General features: G+C 44.9%; 22 protein-coding genes. 2 read left to right on the top strand and 20 right to left on the bottom strand.

What is annotated here, in order from left to right; all coding sequences use genetic code 11:
• The first annotated feature begins 209 nt into the window (after positions 1-209).
• Both ABV001_RS09615 and ABV001_RS09610 read left to right on the top strand, forming a co-directional pair.
• On the top strand, positions 210-1,565 hold the full coding sequence (locus ABV001_RS09615) for a sensor histidine kinase (RefSeq protein WP_352422600.1): 1,356 nt from the start codon (positions 210-212) through the stop codon (positions 1,563-1,565).
• An 11-nt stretch (positions 1,566-1,576) separates the two neighbouring features.
• Positions 1,577-2,254 (top strand): response regulator transcription factor, encoded by a 678-nt coding sequence (locus ABV001_RS09610; RefSeq protein WP_352422599.1) that lies wholly within the window; start codon positions 1,577-1,579, stop codon positions 2,252-2,254.
• Positions 2,255-2,260: 6 nt separating this feature from the next.
• On the opposite strand, the gene ABV001_RS09605 is transcribed toward ABV001_RS09610, so the two are convergent.
• The 20 genes from ABV001_RS09605 to rplN form a co-directional block, all read right to left on the bottom strand.
• The gene (locus ABV001_RS09605) at positions 2,261-3,499 is read right to left on the bottom strand and encodes an NAD(P)/FAD-dependent oxidoreductase (RefSeq protein ID WP_352422598.1); all 1,239 of its coding nucleotides are present in this window, start codon (positions 3,497-3,499) and stop codon (positions 2,261-2,263) included.
• A gap of 309 nt (positions 3,500-3,808) precedes the next feature.
• Positions 3,809-4,453 (bottom strand): 50S ribosomal protein L17, encoded by a 645-nt coding sequence (rplQ, locus tag ABV001_RS09600; RefSeq protein WP_352422597.1) that lies wholly within the window; start codon positions 4,451-4,453, stop codon positions 3,809-3,811.
• An 8-nt stretch (positions 4,454-4,461) separates the two neighbouring features.
• Positions 4,462-5,463, bottom strand: coding sequence for a DNA-directed RNA polymerase subunit alpha (locus ABV001_RS09595; protein ID WP_352422596.1), 1,002 nt, complete (start codon positions 5,461-5,463; stop codon positions 4,462-4,464).
• Between the two features lie 4 nt (positions 5,464-5,467).
• Positions 5,468-6,076 carry a 30S ribosomal protein S4 gene (gene rpsD / locus ABV001_RS09590; RefSeq protein ID WP_323424586.1) on the bottom strand — a complete coding sequence of 203 codons (609 nt, stop codon included), beginning with the start codon at positions 6,074-6,076 and terminating at the stop codon, positions 5,468-5,470.
• 126 nt (positions 6,077-6,202) lie between these two features.
• Entirely contained in the window at positions 6,203-6,592 is a 390-nt protein-coding gene (gene rpsK / locus ABV001_RS09585) for a 30S ribosomal protein S11 (protein WP_323424585.1), read from the bottom strand.
• A 13-nt stretch (positions 6,593-6,605) separates the two neighbouring features.
• Positions 6,606-6,986 carry a 30S ribosomal protein S13 gene (gene rpsM, locus ABV001_RS09580; protein WP_352422595.1) on the bottom strand — a complete coding sequence of 127 codons (381 nt, stop codon included), beginning with the start codon at positions 6,984-6,986 and terminating at the stop codon, positions 6,606-6,608.
• 156 nt (positions 6,987-7,142) lie between these two features.
• Positions 7,143-7,259, bottom strand: a complete 117-nt coding sequence (ykgO, locus tag ABV001_RS09575; RefSeq protein ID WP_076929107.1) for a type B 50S ribosomal protein L36 — start codon at positions 7,257-7,259, stop codon at positions 7,143-7,145.
• A gap of 254 nt (positions 7,260-7,513) precedes the next feature.
• Positions 7,514-7,732 carry a translation initiation factor IF-1 gene (infA, locus tag ABV001_RS09570; RefSeq protein ID WP_019541318.1) on the bottom strand — a complete coding sequence of 73 codons (219 nt, stop codon included), beginning with the start codon at positions 7,730-7,732 and terminating at the stop codon, positions 7,514-7,516.
• 16 nt (positions 7,733-7,748) lie between these two features.
• The gene (map, locus tag ABV001_RS09565; RefSeq protein ID WP_323424688.1) at positions 7,749-8,516 is read right to left on the bottom strand and encodes a type I methionyl aminopeptidase; all 768 of its coding nucleotides are present in this window, start codon (positions 8,514-8,516) and stop codon (positions 7,749-7,751) included.
• A 36-nt stretch (positions 8,517-8,552) separates the two neighbouring features.
• Positions 8,553-9,875 carry a preprotein translocase subunit SecY gene (gene secY, locus ABV001_RS09560; protein WP_352422594.1) on the bottom strand — a complete coding sequence of 441 codons (1,323 nt, stop codon included), beginning with the start codon at positions 9,873-9,875 and terminating at the stop codon, positions 8,553-8,555.
• A gap of 4 nt (positions 9,876-9,879) precedes the next feature.
• Positions 9,880-10,326: a 50S ribosomal protein L15 gene (gene rplO, locus ABV001_RS09555; RefSeq protein ID WP_323424582.1), complete on the bottom strand. Its 447-nt coding sequence runs from the start codon at positions 10,324-10,326 to the stop codon at positions 9,880-9,882.
• Positions 10,327-10,504: 178 nt separating this feature from the next.
• The gene (gene rpmD / locus ABV001_RS09550; protein WP_352422593.1) at positions 10,505-10,684 is read right to left on the bottom strand and encodes a 50S ribosomal protein L30; all 180 of its coding nucleotides are present in this window, start codon (positions 10,682-10,684) and stop codon (positions 10,505-10,507) included.
• Positions 10,685-10,698: 14 nt separating this feature from the next.
• A complete protein-coding gene (gene rpsE / locus ABV001_RS09545) occupies positions 10,699-11,217 on the bottom strand; it encodes a 30S ribosomal protein S5 (RefSeq protein ID WP_323424580.1) in 519 nt (172 codons plus the stop codon).
• A gap of 5 nt (positions 11,218-11,222) precedes the next feature.
• Positions 11,223-11,567, bottom strand: coding sequence for a 50S ribosomal protein L18 (gene rplR, locus ABV001_RS09540; protein ID WP_323424579.1), 345 nt, complete (start codon positions 11,565-11,567; stop codon positions 11,223-11,225).
• A 19-nt stretch (positions 11,568-11,586) separates the two neighbouring features.
• Positions 11,587-12,141, bottom strand: a complete 555-nt coding sequence (gene rplF, locus ABV001_RS09535) for a 50S ribosomal protein L6 (RefSeq protein WP_352422592.1) — start codon at positions 12,139-12,141, stop codon at positions 11,587-11,589.
• 17 nt (positions 12,142-12,158) lie between these two features.
• On the bottom strand, positions 12,159-12,554 hold the full coding sequence (gene rpsH, locus ABV001_RS09530; RefSeq protein ID WP_323424577.1) for a 30S ribosomal protein S8: 396 nt from the start codon (positions 12,552-12,554) through the stop codon (positions 12,159-12,161).
• A gap of 151 nt (positions 12,555-12,705) precedes the next feature.
• The gene (gene rpsN, locus ABV001_RS09525) at positions 12,706-12,975 is read right to left on the bottom strand and encodes a 30S ribosomal protein S14 (protein WP_323424576.1); all 270 of its coding nucleotides are present in this window, start codon (positions 12,973-12,975) and stop codon (positions 12,706-12,708) included.
• 85 nt (positions 12,976-13,060) lie between these two features.
• Positions 13,061-13,630, bottom strand: coding sequence for a 50S ribosomal protein L5 (rplE, locus tag ABV001_RS09520; protein ID WP_323424575.1), 570 nt, complete (start codon positions 13,628-13,630; stop codon positions 13,061-13,063).
• Positions 13,627-13,947 (bottom strand): 50S ribosomal protein L24, encoded by a 321-nt coding sequence (gene rplX, locus ABV001_RS09515; RefSeq protein WP_323424574.1) that lies wholly within the window; start codon positions 13,945-13,947, stop codon positions 13,627-13,629. Before rplX ends, rplE begins: the two co-directional genes overlap by 4 nt.
• Positions 13,948-13,968: 21 nt before the next feature.
• Positions 13,969-14,235, bottom strand: a 267-nt coding sequence (rplN, locus tag ABV001_RS09510) for a 50S ribosomal protein L14 (RefSeq protein WP_352422591.1), incomplete at its 5' end; no start/stop codon positions are given.

The raw sequence follows: 14,235 nt of genomic DNA, 5'->3' as shown, positions 1-14,235 counted from the left end.
AAATAATTATTATGCGACAAAGATCGGAGCTATATTTCAGCCAATCCCTAACGAACACCTCATATTTTCTAATCAAACTCAACAAATTCACCTAACTAAAAATTAGCTTGTATATACAGCCTATTTTTAATTTGCTATTAACACCGGAAACTTTAGTTTTTTAAATAAAACAGTTATATTTGCAATATGACAGTTTCATAATTACGCAGATGAAAAAACGTTTCGCCATATCAGCCTTGATGGTATTGATTCTACTGATTGTTTCACAGACAATATGGATTAGACAGGTTGCAGAACGCGATAAAAGCCGATTTGAAGCGGAAGTAAGTACATCGATTAACAATATTGTGAAATATCAGGCTACAAAACAATCATTTACACTATTTGGTGCCGACTCTCATTCTCCTAAAATCACATTGGAAAGAGTTCATCCAGACTCAACACATTCAAACAAAAAAATATATGGAAATCTTGAAAAGATAAATCATGATAAAGAGTTGTCCCTTTCCAATTTTTTGGAAGGAGCAATAATTGAAAGACTTTTTTATAAAAATAAATTGGACTTACCAGCGATCGACTCCATCTTCAAGATCAATTTCCCTTATACCTCCGAACTTTCAGCCTATACGTTTCAAATGCAGGAGAAGGGAACAAGCATAGATTCTCTCTACTTCGGCATAAACGCCATACAGCAATTGAATGACACCACAAAAGGGGTGTACATAAGCATACCCTTAGGGACAAGTGGCAATTATCGTTTTGTCTCCCACTTTATCTTTAGGCCGACAACAGCCATACAGCGTATGAAGAACCTTGTGATCCTCTCAAGTGTAGCTGTTATGGCGGTGGCAATCATCCTGTTTATCCTTGTATACCAACTGCAACAACAGATGCGTAGGCTACAATTTCAGGAAAAACGGACAAGGGGGATTATACACGACCTGAAATCACCATTGTCTTATATCTACTCCATGCTGGGGGTCTTGGAAATGGATGGAGAAAATGATTTTTTAACGGAGGGGAAATTGAGGGTAAAACAGTTGTCGAACAATATTGAACGGATGCTCTCGGAAGTAAAACTGAACAAGAAAAAAAACACAGCACTACAGAGGGAACCGTACGACTTAGCACGGCACTGCCGTGAAATTTCAGCCGATTTAGAGGTAATCCATGCGAATAAAAACATCGCTATGACCTACCATATTGCATCCGAAGCGCGCAACATTCACGTAGATGCATTTTATTTTGACAGTTGCCTGCGTAACCTGCTGGAAAATGCGATAAAATATTCGGGGGATTCGCCTGCTATTACCATAACCGCAAAAAGGGAAAAAGAGAACATACTGATCGGCGTGGCCGACAACGGACCGGGAATTCCCAAAAAGGAGCAATCCGAAGTCTTTCGTGATTTCTACAGATCACCACGGCAATCATCCGAGAAAGGAGACGGTATAGGCCTATCGTCGGTACGACAGATTGTAAAAGCACACGGAGGATCTATCCAATTAGAGAGTGAAGAGGGAAAGGGAAGTGTGTTCACGATTATCCTTCCCGATAAACAATAAAAAACAAGCCTATGGATACCATTAAAATTATATTGGTAGATGATGACCTGAAGTTTGGAAAAATGCAGAGTATGACACTTGCGCGCTTAGGCTATAAGGTACATTTTCAAACATCACTGGCAGGGATAGAAGAGGCCATTCGAAATTTTTCGCCTTCGACTATTTTGTTGGATGTGGAAATTGGTGAAGAAAACGGTATTAAAAAAGCAAAAGAATTAATAGTGCTCTTTCCGGACATTCCTATCCTGTTTGTCTCATCGCATCATGAAATTGATTATGTCACCGAAGGAATTGGTGCCGGTGGTGTACACTATCTGAAAAAGCCTTTTGATATAAAGGAGTTGGATGTCTATATAAAACGTTTCGCGAATAAACGCAGTGTCACGAAAGAGATTCCGATAGGCAACTATCTGTTGAACTCCGCAACAAGGCAATTGTACTATGATGATACTCTACTGGGGAAATTGCAACCCTTGGAAAAAAATATGCTGGTATTACTGTGGAAAAACAAGAATGAGCCTCTATCCAATGAAACGTTGTCCAATGAAATATGGGGAAAAGAGTATACCGCCAAAGGGGATCCCAGCATAATGAACGCAATTTCCAAATTACGGAAATTTTTTAAGCAGGACGCACAGGTACGGATAGATACGATAAAATATAAAGGATACCAATTGACTATCTCCTAAAATAGTTCAATCACTATCTTTCAATATCAGTCGCAACGAGTTGTTTTTGGTGACATAATTCCATGCCCAGTTGATGAAGACGACGATCTTATTGCGGACACTCAGGATCAGCATCAGGTGGAGGAACATCCATACAAGCCAGGCAAACCGGCCTTTGAACTTCATGAAGGGAAGGTCCACCACCGCCTTGTTCCTGCCCACGGTGGCCATGGTGCCCAAGTTGCGGTATTCATAGGGTTTGAGGTCTGTTTTCCCCTCTTCGATCTTCTGCAGGTTCTTTGCCAGGTTCTTCCCCTGCCCGATCGCCACATTGGCCAACTGCGGATGCCCTTTGGGATACTTTTCGGTTTCCATATAGGCCACATCGCCGATGGCAAACACATCGGGCAGCCCCTCTACCCTATTGGCACGGTCCACCCTGATCCTGCCGTTGGGCAATACCGAACCGGAGGGAATGCCTTCAATCACATTTCCTGTCACACCGGCGGACCAGATCACGTTATTGGTGGGGATAACCTCGCCGTTATTGAGGATAACCTGCTCCCCGTCATAATTTTTTACAATGGTGCCGGTCTTCACGATCACGCCCATCGACCGGAGATATTTTTCGGAATATTGCTGCGCGAAGCTGCTCATATTGGAAAGGGTATGCGGACTACCCTCCAACAGGTAGACATTCACCTTGCCGGAATCGATATTGGGGTAATCCTTTGGCAGTATCTCCCTAGTCATCTCTGCAAAGGCGCCTGCCAACTCCACGCCGGTAGCTCCTCCCCCTACGATCACTATATTATACAAAGCCTCTTTATCTCTGTTTGACAATATTTTCTCGAAATTGGAGAGGATGGCATTCCGCACATTGATCGCCTGATAGGTCGACTTCAGCACGAGTGAATTATTTTCCACCTGCGCATTGCCGTAGAAGTTGGTGCGCGTGCCGGTGGCAATCACCAGATAATCGTAAGGAAACCGGCCGACAGAGGTTTCCACATACTTCTCTTCGGCATTCACTGAGAGCACATTGGCCAAACGGATGCGGACATCGCGCCGTTTCTGGAATATTTTCCGGATGGGAAACGAAACGGTGGAAGGCTCGATTTGAGAAGCCGCCACCTGATAGAATAAAGGAGGAAACTGGTGATGGTTTATCTTGTCGATTACAATAATATCAAACTGTCCCTTTTTTAGATGATTGACGAACTGCAATCCGCCAAAACCGCAACCTATGACAACAATCTTTTTCATATATGCTCCTCTTTATGTTACTTAAACTGCAACATCAACTTTGAAATCCTTAATATGATAACCCGGCGGCTACCCGGCCAGGGGTCGCACCATAGTCTTCGAATAGTAAACAGTTGTCGGTATAAAAAGTTGACAGTAAGGGGGGATAAAAAGCGAAAAAGCGCTACAAATCACTTGCGGCGCTTTTCTTTAATGTTTAACATTTTAAAAATCACAGCTTCGCTGCAAATACATTATCGACTGAGTTTTTTAGGTCTCCGCCTTCATGACGATGTACCCACAGCGTTTCTCGTGAGAAGGCAAGGCTTTTTATTCGCCTTCCTCTGTCTTTTGTTCCGCTTCTCCGGCAGGTTCTTCGTTTACCTCCGGTTCAGCAACGGGCTCTTCAGTTTTCACTTCAGCAGCGGGGGATTCTTCCACTTTTACGGCTTCTTCCTTCACGCTCTCTTCGGCTTCTGCCACTTCTTTGACTTCTGCCACCTCTTTGGCTTTCTTTGTCTTCGGAGCATCGGCAGCCACAGCAGCATCGGATGCTTTCCTGCGTGAACGGCGGGTCCTTGTCTTCTTGGCTGCTTTGCCATCGCCCAACATATTTTCGTTGAAGTCAACCAGTTCGATGAAGCACATGGAAGCATTGTCACCCAAACGGAATCCGGTTTTAATGATACGGGTATATCCACCGGGGCGGTCTCCCACTTTCTGCGATACGGTCTGGAATAATTCCGTGACGGCAGTCTTGCTTTGCAACTTGCTGAAAACTTCGCGGCGTGAATGGGTAGTATCCTCCTTGCTCTTGGTGATGAGGGGTTCTACGTATTTTCTCAATTCTTTGGCTTTGGGAACCGTAGTAAAGATGCGCTTGTGCATGATGAGCGAGCTGGCCATATTGGATAACATGGCCGAACGGTGCGCAGTTTTACGTCCCAAATGATTATTTTTTTTATTATGTCTCATTGCAATTTTTAGTCTTTATCTAATTTATACTTCGATATATCCATGCCGAACGTAAGCTTCAGGCTGTTGAGCAGTTCATCGAGTTCGGTCAGCGATTTCTTTCCGAAGTTACGGAACTTGAGCAAGTCGTTCTTGTTATGTGAAACCAGTTGTCCGAGCGTTTCCACATCGGCGGCTTTCAAGCAGTTCAATGCCCTCACCGACAGGTTGAGGTCAGACAACTTACGTTTCAGGAGTTGACGCATGTGGAGTACTTCTTCATCGAACTCTTCAATGCTTTCGGCATCGGATGTTTCCAGCATGATCTTATTCTCGTCGGAGAACAACACGAAATGCTGGATCAATATCTTGGCCGCTTCTTTCAACGCCTCTTTGGGCTGGATGGATCCATCGGTCTTAATCTCAATGGTGAGTTTCTCGTAGTCCGTTTTCTGTTCGATACGGTAGTCTTCTACTTCAAAACTTACGTTACGGATCGGAGTGTAAATAGAGTCGATCACAAGGGTCTGCACATCGTCCGAAGCAATCAGTTCCCGGTTTTCGTCGGCCGGCACATAACCCCGTCCTTTGTTGATCGTCAACTCAAGACGCAGGTCTGCTTTTTTGTTCATATGGCAGATCTCCAGTTCGGGATTCAGGACTTCGAAACCGGTCAGCAGTTTACCAATATCCCCGGCTTTAAACACTTCCGTTCCCGAAATAGCGATGCTTACTTTTTCTGTCTCAAACTCTTCCACTATCCTCTTGAACCTTACTTTTTTCAGATTAAGGATAATACCTGTTACATCCTCTATCACCCCGGGAATGGTCGCGAATTCATGATCCACGCCCTCAATCTTCACCGATGTGATAGCGAATCCTTCCAGCGAAGAAAGCAGGATCCGGCGCAAGGCGTTGCCTATGGTAATGCCGTATCCCGGTTCCAGCGGGCGGAATTCAAATTTACCGGAGAACGCGTCCTCCTGTAACATGATTACCTTATCGGGTTTTTGGAATGCTAATATTGCCATGAAATTATTGTTTAGAATATAATTCTACGATGAGTTGTTCTTTGATATTTTCCGGAATGTCGGCTCTTTCAGGTATGTGCAACACTTTTCCGTTCAACGTACCTTTGTCCCATTCCAGCCAGGGATATTTACTGTGATTGAATCCTGCCAGTGCATTGGCTACAACCAGCAACGATTTTGATTTTTCCCTTACGCCGACTACGTCACCGGGTTTCACTGTATAAGAAGGGATATTGACAACTTTACCGTTCACTACAATATGACGGTGTGATACCAACTGACGGGCTCCGGCCCTTGTAGGAGAGATACCCAGGCGGTACACGATATTATCTAAGCGCGATTCTAATAATTGCAACAATACCTCACCGGTAACTCCGCGGCTGCGTACTGCTTTTTCGAATGTAAGGCGGAACTGTTTTTCCAGCACGCCATAAGTATATTTTGCCCGTTGTTTTTCCCGCAACTGGATACCATATTCAGACGTTTTTCTCCTGCGTGAATTTCCATGCTGTCCCGGGGGATAGTTCTTCTTTGAGAGAACTTTATCGGGGCCGAAAATAGGTTCGCCGAATTTACGGGCGATTTTTGATTTTGGACCGGTATATCTAGCCATTTTACAAATTAAACTTTAAAAACTGAAGCCTAAACTGTGCAGCCGCGATTACAGAGAAGTTGTGGTGTAATCAATCACAGCTCAAGTTTCAAGATAAATGAAACTTAAATTATTACTCGATTAAACTTACACTTTTCTTGCTTTGGGCGGACGGCATCCGTTATGCGGAAGCGGAGTCACATCTACGATTTCAGTCACTTCGATACCTGCACCATGAATGGTTCTGATAGCCGACTCACGTCCGTTACCCGGACCTTTCACATAAGCCTTCACTTTACGCAATCCCAGGTCGTATGCTACCTTAGAGCAATCTTGCGCAACCATCTGGGCCGCGTAGGGAGTATTCTTTTTAGAGCTTCTGAAACCCATTTTCCCGGCAGATGACCAACTGATCACCTCTCCATTGTCATTGGTCAATGAAACAATGATATTATTGAATGATGATGAGATGTGCGCTTGTCCAACCGCGCTCACTTTCACATTTCTCTTTTTTGCTGCAACTGTTCTCTTTGCCATGTTACCTTATCTGTTATTTAGTAGCTTTTTTCTTGTTAGCAACGGTTTTCTTTCTTCCCTTACGGGTACGGGCGTTATTTTTGGTACTTTGTCCGCGTACGGGTAAACCGATACGGTGGCGAATACCGCGATAGCAACCAATATCCATCAATCGTTTGATATTTAACTGTACTTCGGAACGAAGATCTCCCTCTACTTTAAATTCGGTAGAGATGATCTCACGGATACGGGCTGCCTGATCATCAGACCAGTCCTTCACTTTGATGTTCTTGTCAACTTCTGCTTTTGTCAGAATGGTGTTAGCTGCGCTGCGGCCAATGCCATAGATATATGTGAGCGCTATTTCACCCCTTTTATTTTGCGGCAGATCGACACCTACAATTCTTATTGCCATATATTACTTATAGTTATTTGTTATTCGATTGTTATTCAGTTGTTATTCGATCGTTATTCGATTGTTATTCGATTGCAACTACATGCGAAGCATGAATAACGGCGAAGCCGAATAACAGCAAAGCGAATAACGCACGAGGTGCGAATAACTATTGACTTACCCCTGACGTTGCTTGAACTTAGGATTCTTTTTATTGATAATATACAAACGGCCTTTTCTTCTCACTATTTTGCAATCGGCCGTACGTTTCTTTAATGATGCTCTTACCTTCATACGATTATACCTGTTTTATTTTTCAAACCTTTCTGGTTGTCAAAGGCTGTTACGCCAAATCGTAACTACAAAGATCAGAAAATTATCTATATTTTTATTCTTTTTTTACACTGTTTCAGTTTTAAAGTGCAAATTTACGTATTTTTCACTACAAAATACCTTTCGCTTCGCGCAACCTGCTATCGTTCGGCAAATGTAAGTAAACTTCCTTTGCCCTCACTTACTCGCAGATTTCCACCTTTCCACCTTTCCACCTATTTATACCTGAACGAGATCCTTCCTTTCGAAAGGTCATAGGGAGACATTTCCACCCTCACCCTGTCACCGGGTAATATGCGTATATAATGCATCCGCATCTTGCCGGAGATATGGGCGGTAATTTCATGTCCGTTTTCCAGTTCCACACGGAACATCGCATTCGATAATGCTTCGATGATGGTTCCGTCTTGTTCTATCGCTGCTTGTTTAGCCATGAATGAATACTCCGTTTTAGTTATTTTCCTGAATAAATTCGAATGTAGATAATATATCGGCCTTGCCATTGCGGATAGCGACAGTATGTTCGAAATGGGCCGACGGTTTGCGGTCTTTAGTTCGCACCGTCCATCCGTCATTTTCAAACACCACTTTCTTGCCCCCCATATTGATCATCGGTTCAATGGCAATACACATTCCGTTCTTAATGACGGGGCCGATCCCGCGACGTCCGTAGTTAGGAACCTCCGGCGCTTCATGCATTTCCCGTCCGATTCCATGGCCTACCAATTCGCGTACCACCCCATAACCGTGCTTCTCGCAATGGGTCTGAACCGCTTCACCGATATTTCCAATCCTGTTTCCTTCCTTCGCCTGTTCAATGCCCTTGTAGAGCGATTCTTTGGTAATACGCAGAAGTGTTTTCACTTCTTCACTCACCTCTCCCACACAGAAAGTGTAGGCCGAATCGCCACAATAACCCCGCAATTTGGTACCGCAGTCGACAGAGATGACATCACCCTCCTGTAACGGTTTGTTATTGGGAATTCCATGCACCACGTTTTCGTTGACGGAAGTACAGATTGAATTGGGAAAACCGCCATAACCCAAAAAGGTAGGGTAAGCACCATGATCCTTGATAAATTCCTCCGCGATCCGGTCGAGTTCGAGCGTGGTGATTCCCGGACGGATATGTTTAGACAACTCTCCGAGCGTCATTCCTACCAGGCGATTCGCACCACGCATAAATTCGATCTCTTCGTCGGTTTTCAATATGATCACGTTATTATTCATCTATTCAGGTAATCCTTTCAATTTTTAATAAGCAGCTATTGAGCCTGTGCGGCCTTTAATCTTGGCTCCCGATTTGAGGAAACCGTCATAATGACGCATCAACAGGTGACTTTCTATCTGTTGCAATGTATCGAGTACTACACCTACGAGAATCAGCAGCGATGTACCACCGAAAAACGCGGCAAACTGGGAGTTGATGCCCATTAACCCGGCAAAAGCAGGCAAGATGGCGACTATAGCCAGGAAAACCGATCCGGGCAGTGTGATTCTCGACATGATAGTGTCGATATACTCAGCCGTTCTTTTTCCCGGTTTTACTCCCGGTATAAAACCATTGTTACGTTTCAGGTCTTCTGCCATCTGCACCGGATTCACCGTTATTGCCGTATAGAAATAGGTGAAAGCGATGATCAGCATAGCGAAAATGAAGTTATACCAGAAACTGGTGAAATCCATCAACGAGGCCCAGAATCCCCCTCCCTCACGTGCAGAGAACTGCGCGATGGTAATGGGGATAAACATGATCGCCTGGGCGAAGATGATAGGCATTACATTGGCGGCATTTACCTTCAACGGGATATATTGCCTCACACCTCCGTACTGCCTGTTACCTACAACGCGTTTAGCATACTGTACAGGCACTTTCCTGACACCTTGCACCAACATGATGGCGGCAGCAGTTACAGCTACAAGGAACAACAATTCCAGCAAGAGCAGGATTAATCCTCCCGGGGCATCGATCAACCGGTCGTATTCAGCCACCAGAGCATGGGGTAAACGGGCAATGATACCAATAAGGATGATAAACGAGATGCCGTTCCCAACCCCTTTATCGGTGATGCGTTCACCCAGCCACAGCACAAACATGCTACCACCGGCAAGGATTACCGTAGAAGGCAATATCCAATCCCAGAAACCGCCAGGGATGGCACTCCCTACGGCTCCGTAGAGATAGGCCGGTCCCTGTATGAGCAAGATGGCCACCGTGAGGTAACGGGTGTACTGGTTGATTTTGGTACGTCCGCTCTCACCTTCACGCTGCATCTTCTGGAACGCAGGCACGGCAATGCCCAGCAACTGCATCACAATGGATGCGGAGATGTAAGGCATGATCCCCAATGCAAAGATAGATGCATTGGAAAATGCTCCTCCGGAGAACATGTCGAGAAGGCTCAACAGCCCTGTGCTGGCATTTGCTTGTAATGCCACGAGTTGTTCCGGGTTAATTCCCGGCAGCACGACGAACGAGCCAAACCGGTAAATAGCAACAAAACCTATGGTGATAATAAGCCTTTTCCGAAGGTCTTCTATCTTCCATATATTCTTTATTGTTTGTACAAATCCCATTTCATTAGAGTTTTACGGCGGTTCCACCTGCAGAAGTAATGGCTTCTTCGGCTGTCTTGGAAAAGGCGTGAGCCGATACTTCCAACTTAGCAGACAAAGTTCCTCTACCAAGAATTTTCACTGAATGCTTGCGGGAAACAAGTCCTGCCTCCACCAACACCTCAGGATTGATTTGGGTGAGGTTCTTCGCCTCTGCCAATGCCTGCAATGTTTCCAGATTGATGGCTTTGTATTCAACTCTATTCAGGGGTTTGAATCCGAATTTGGGTAAGCGACGCTGCAAAGGCATCTGTCCCCCTTCGAAACCGACTTTCTTTGAGTAACCCGATCTTGATTTCTGTCCTTTATGTCCTTTGGTAGAAGTGCCCCCTTTTCCCGATCCGGGGCCGCGGCCAATCCGTTTGCGGGTCTTGGTTGAACCTTCAGCCGGTTTTAAATTCGATAAATCCATTGTATATTGTCTTTATTTATTATTTATTATCCACTAATTGCCAAGAGTTAAGAGCCAAAAGTGAAAAACTAAAAACTAAAAACTAAAAGTAAAAAATTAAGATTCAAAATTCTATACTTCTAAACTTCTTCACTTCAGGCTTCTTTTCTGTTCACTCTCACAGGCAAAATTTCAACTTTTAACCTTCAAGCACTGTAACCAGGTGCTGCACTTTGCGTACGAGTCCCCGGATAGAAGGAGTATCCTCATGCTCCACCACACGTTGCATTTTGGTAAGTCCCAAAGCGTCCAGCGTTTTTTTCTGATCTTTAGGAACTCCGATTCTGCTCTTTGTCTGTTTAATTTTTATTGTAGCCATTTCAAGATCTCTTTTTATCCGTTAAACACTTTTTCTAAACTCACTCCCCTGTTCTGGGCCACCGTAAGGGGATCTCTCAACTCGGTCAGCGCTGCAATCGTCGCTTTCACGAGGTTGTGCGGATTGGATGATCCTTTCGATTTAGCCAGCACGTCGGTGATACCCACACTCTCGAGCACAGCACGCATAGCACCCCCTGCTTTCACTCCGGTACCGGTAACGGCCGGTTTCAGGAATACTTCGGCGCCCCCAAAATGGGCAACCTGCTCGTGAGGAATAGTTCCTTTATATACCGGGACTTTGATAAGGTTTTTCTTGGCAGCTTCCACACCCTTGGCGATGGCCGTCGTTACTTCACCTGCTTTACCCAGACCCCAGCCAATGATGCCGTCTTCGTTTCCTACCACAACCATTGCGGCAAATGTGAACGTACGACCACCCTTTGTTACCTTGGTGGTACGGTTGATTGCCACTAAACGGTCTTTCAGTTCAATATCGTTGGTTGTCTTTACTTTATTTATTACTCCTGCCATGATCGTTAAAATTTAAGTCCGCCTTTACGGGCTGCATCTGCCAATTCTTTAATACGTCCGTGATAGAGGTAACCGTTCCTGTCGAATGTCACCAATTCTACTCCGGCTTCCCGTGCATTCTGAGCAATCAGTTCACCCACTTTGGCCGCGATCTCTTTCTTGGGAAGTTTTTCCTCTATTTTCAGGGAAGATGCCGATGCCAATGTCTTGCCGGTGGTATCGTCGATCACCTGGGCATAAATCTGTTTATTGCTTCTGAATACCGAGAGGCGGGGTCTCTCGGGAGTACCGTGTACTTTACCGCGTACACGGGTCTTTATCTTTAATCTTCTTTCGTTCTTTGTCAACATAGTGAATTCAGTTTACATGTTATTTAGATGCCGTCTTACCGGATTTGCGACGTATCTGTTCACCTACGAAACGTACACCTTTTCCTTTATAAGGTTCCGGTTTACGGAATGAACGGATCTTGGCACATACCTGGCCCAGTAATTGTTTGTCACAAGACTCCAGGATTATGAGCGGATTCTTGTTCCTCTCCATCTTGGTTTCTACCTTGATTTCACCGGGCAATTGCAAGAAAATACTGTGTGTATATCCTAATGACAACTCCAGTATCTGGCCGTTGTTGGTTACGCGGTAACCCACACCCACCAGTTCCAGTTCCTTGCGGAAACCTTCCGAAACACCGATCACCATGTTGTTCAATAAAGAGCGGTAAAGACCGTGCAACGAACGGCTTTCCCTTTCATCGTCGGGACGTTCAATGGTCAGCACGCCATCGTTTACTTCAATCTTCATATTGCCACTCACATGCTGAGAAAGTTCCCCTTTCGGGCCTTTCAGCGTAATCACATTATCTTCTCCTACAGTCACTGCAACTCCTGCAGGCACTGTAATGGGTAATTTTCCTATTCTTGACATACTCTCTCTCCTTCAAATTAATAAACGAAACATAAAACTTCTCCGCCCACTTTCTGTTCGCGGGCTTCTTTATCGGTCATCACTCCATTTGAAGTAGACAGTATGGCAATACCCAAACCGTTGAGTACACGTGGCATATCCTTATATCCCACGTATTTACGCAAACCGGGAGTAGAAACACGTTCAAGTTTCTTGATTGCATTCACTTTGTTTACCGGATCGTATTTCAAGGCGATCATAATGCTGCCCTGGGGGCCATCCTCCACGAACTTATAGTTCAGTATATACCCCTTTTCGAAAAGTATCTTAGTGATATCTTTCTTTAAATTTGATGCGGGTACTTCCACCACTCTGTGCTTGGCCATGATGGCATTTCTTAGCCGCGTCAAATAATCTGCTATTGGATCTGTCATATATAAAAAATTTAAATTGATCCCGACTGCCGGGACAATATTTAGTTCACTTCGTTCACGTTATTCGCTGCGCTGTTATTCATGCTTCGCACGTAGTACAATCGAATTACAACCGAATTACAATTGAATAACTACCGAATAACAACTGAATTTACCAGCTTGCTTTCTTTACCCCGGGTATCAACCCTTTGGATGCCATTTCGCGGAACTGGATCCGTGAGATGCCAAACTGGCGCATGTATCCTTTGGGGCGGCCGGTGAGTTTGCAACGGTTATGCAGACGGACCGGTGAGGCATTCTTCGGTATGGATTGAAGCGCTTCGTAATCGCCTTCCGCCAGATATTTAGCTCTTTTCTCGGCGTAGCGGGCAACCATCTTGGCTCTCTTCACCTCGCGGGCTTTCATTGATTCTTTTGCCATTATCTACTGATTTTTAGTTCAATTTCATTTAGTCAATCGCTCGCTATGGCATAGTACAAGTAAACTTGCCCTATGCTCACTTAGCTCATTGCGATTGTTGTGCATTTTTAAAAGGTAATCCGAATTCTCTCAGGAGGGCATATCCCTCTTCGTCGGTAGCGGCAGTGGTCACGAATGTGATGTTCATTCCCAGCAAACGGGAGATATTATCGATATTGATCTCCGGGAAGATGATCTGCTCTTCGATACCCAACGTGTAATTGCCTCTTCCATCGAGTTTGGCATTGATTCCCTTGAAGTCACGGATACGGGGCAAAGCCACACGTACCAGCCTTTCGAGGAACTCATACATCTTATCGTGACGCAGCGTTACACGTACACCGATAGGCATTTTCTTACGCAGTTTGAAATTCGAAATATCCTTACGTGATACAGTAGCTACCGCTTTCTGTCCGGTGATGGTGGTCAGCTCGTTGATGGCTGTTTCGATAATTTTCTTATCGGCTACAGCGATCCCCAATCCCTGGTTGATCACGATCTTCTCCAGTCTGGGAGCCTGCATTACGGTGGTGTAGCTGAATTCTTTCACCAGCGCGGGAACAATACGCTCTTTATAGTCCTTTTTTAAACTTACTTCGTATGCTGTAGTACTCATTTAATCTCCTCCCCCGATTTTTTAGCGTAACGAACCAATTTGCCTTTACTATTTTCTTTGCGTCCAACGCGGGTAGGTTTACCGGTTTTAGGATCCACCGGGTTCAGATTCGAGAGGTGCACGGATGCTTCTTTTTTCTCGATTCCTCCATTTGGGTTCTGGGCGTTGGGTTTGGTATGCTTCGATACCATGTTTACTCCTTCCACCACGGCGCGGTTCTTCTTTATCAGAACCTCAAGCACGCGGCCGGTCTTTCCTTTGTCTTCGCCGGAATTGACGTAAACCGTATCGCCTTTCTTTATATGTAATTTACTCATTGCCTGTGATTGATTAATAGATTATAATACTTCGGGAGCTAAGGAAACGATTTTCATGTTCGTAGCACGCAATTCACGGGCAACCGGCCCGAAAATACGGCTTGCTCTTAACTCACCGGCATTGTTCAGCAGCACGCAGGCATTATCGTCGAAGCGGATATAGGAGCCGTCGGCACGACGGATCTCTTTCTTCGTACGAACGATGATTGCTTTTGAAACAGCGCCTTTCTTAATATCACTCGAAGGGATTGTGCTCTTGATAGCCACAACAATCACATCCCCTACCGA

Origin of the sequence: Proteiniphilum sp., from assembly GCF_040307845.1 — a bacterium.
Taxonomy (GTDB): domain Bacteria; phylum Bacteroidota; class Bacteroidia; order Bacteroidales; family Dysgonomonadaceae; genus Proteiniphilum.
Note: the sequence above shows the minus strand (reverse complement) of the source record. Positions and strands in the feature narration are given on the sequence as shown.

Bases quoted from the DNA above. Each gene is read 5' to 3' on its own strand.
- ABV001_RS09615 (WP_352422600.1), top strand. From the start codon at position 210: ATGAAAAAACGTTTCGCCATATCAGCCTTGATGGTATTGATTCTACTG.
- ABV001_RS09610 (WP_352422599.1), top strand. From the start codon at position 1,577: ATGGATACCATTAAAATTATATTGGTAGATGATGACCTGAAGTTTGGA.
- ABV001_RS09605 (WP_352422598.1), bottom strand. From the start codon at position 3,499: ATGAAAAAGATTGTTGTCATAGGTTGCGGTTTTGGCGGATTGCAGTTC.
- rplQ (WP_352422597.1), bottom strand. From the start codon at position 4,453: ATGAGACATAATAAAAAAAATAATCATTTGGGACGTAAAACTGCGCAC.
- ABV001_RS09595 (WP_352422596.1), bottom strand. From the start codon at position 5,463: ATGGCAATATTAGCATTCCAAAAACCCGATAAGGTAATCATGTTACAG.
- rpsD (WP_323424586.1), bottom strand. From the start codon at position 6,076: ATGGCTAGATATACCGGTCCAAAATCAAAAATCGCCCGTAAATTCGGC.
- rpsK (WP_323424585.1), bottom strand. From the start codon at position 6,592: ATGGCAAAGAGAACAGTTGCAGCAAAAAAGAGAAATGTGAAAGTGAGC.
- rpsM (WP_352422595.1), bottom strand. From the start codon at position 6,986: ATGGCAATAAGAATTGTAGGTGTCGATCTGCCGCAAAATAAAAGGGGT.
- ykgO (WP_076929107.1), bottom strand. From the start codon at position 7,259: ATGAAGGTAAGAGCATCATTAAAGAAACGTACGGCCGATTGCAAAATA.
- infA (WP_019541318.1), bottom strand. From the start codon at position 7,732: ATGGCTAAACAAGCAGCGATAGAACAAGACGGAACCATCATCGAAGCA.
- secY (WP_352422594.1), bottom strand. From the start codon at position 9,875: ATGGGATTTGTACAAACAATAAAGAATATATGGAAGATAGAAGACCTT.
- rplO (WP_323424582.1), bottom strand. From the start codon at position 10,326: ATGGATTTATCGAATTTAAAACCGGCTGAAGGTTCAACCAAGACCCGC.
- rpmD (WP_352422593.1), bottom strand. From the start codon at position 10,684: ATGGCTACAATAAAAATTAAACAGACAAAGAGCAGAATCGGAGTTCCT.
- rpsE (WP_323424580.1), bottom strand. From the start codon at position 11,217: ATGGCAGGAGTAATAAATAAAGTAAAGACAACCAACGATATTGAACTG.
- rplR (WP_323424579.1), bottom strand. From the start codon at position 11,567: ATGTTGACAAAGAACGAAAGAAGATTAAAGATAAAGACCCGTGTACGC.
- rplF (WP_352422592.1), bottom strand. From the start codon at position 12,141: ATGTCAAGAATAGGAAAATTACCCATTACAGTGCCTGCAGGAGTTGCA.
- rpsH (WP_323424577.1), bottom strand. From the start codon at position 12,554: ATGACAGATCCAATAGCAGATTATTTGACGCGGCTAAGAAATGCCATC.
- rpsN (WP_323424576.1), bottom strand. From the start codon at position 12,975: ATGGCAAAAGAATCAATGAAAGCCCGCGAGGTGAAGAGAGCCAAGATG.
- rplE (WP_323424575.1), bottom strand. From the start codon at position 13,630: ATGAGTACTACAGCATACGAAGTAAGTTTAAAAAAGGACTATAAAGAG.
- rplX (WP_323424574.1), bottom strand. From the start codon at position 13,947: ATGAGTAAATTACATATAAAGAAAGGCGATACGGTTTACGTCAATTCC.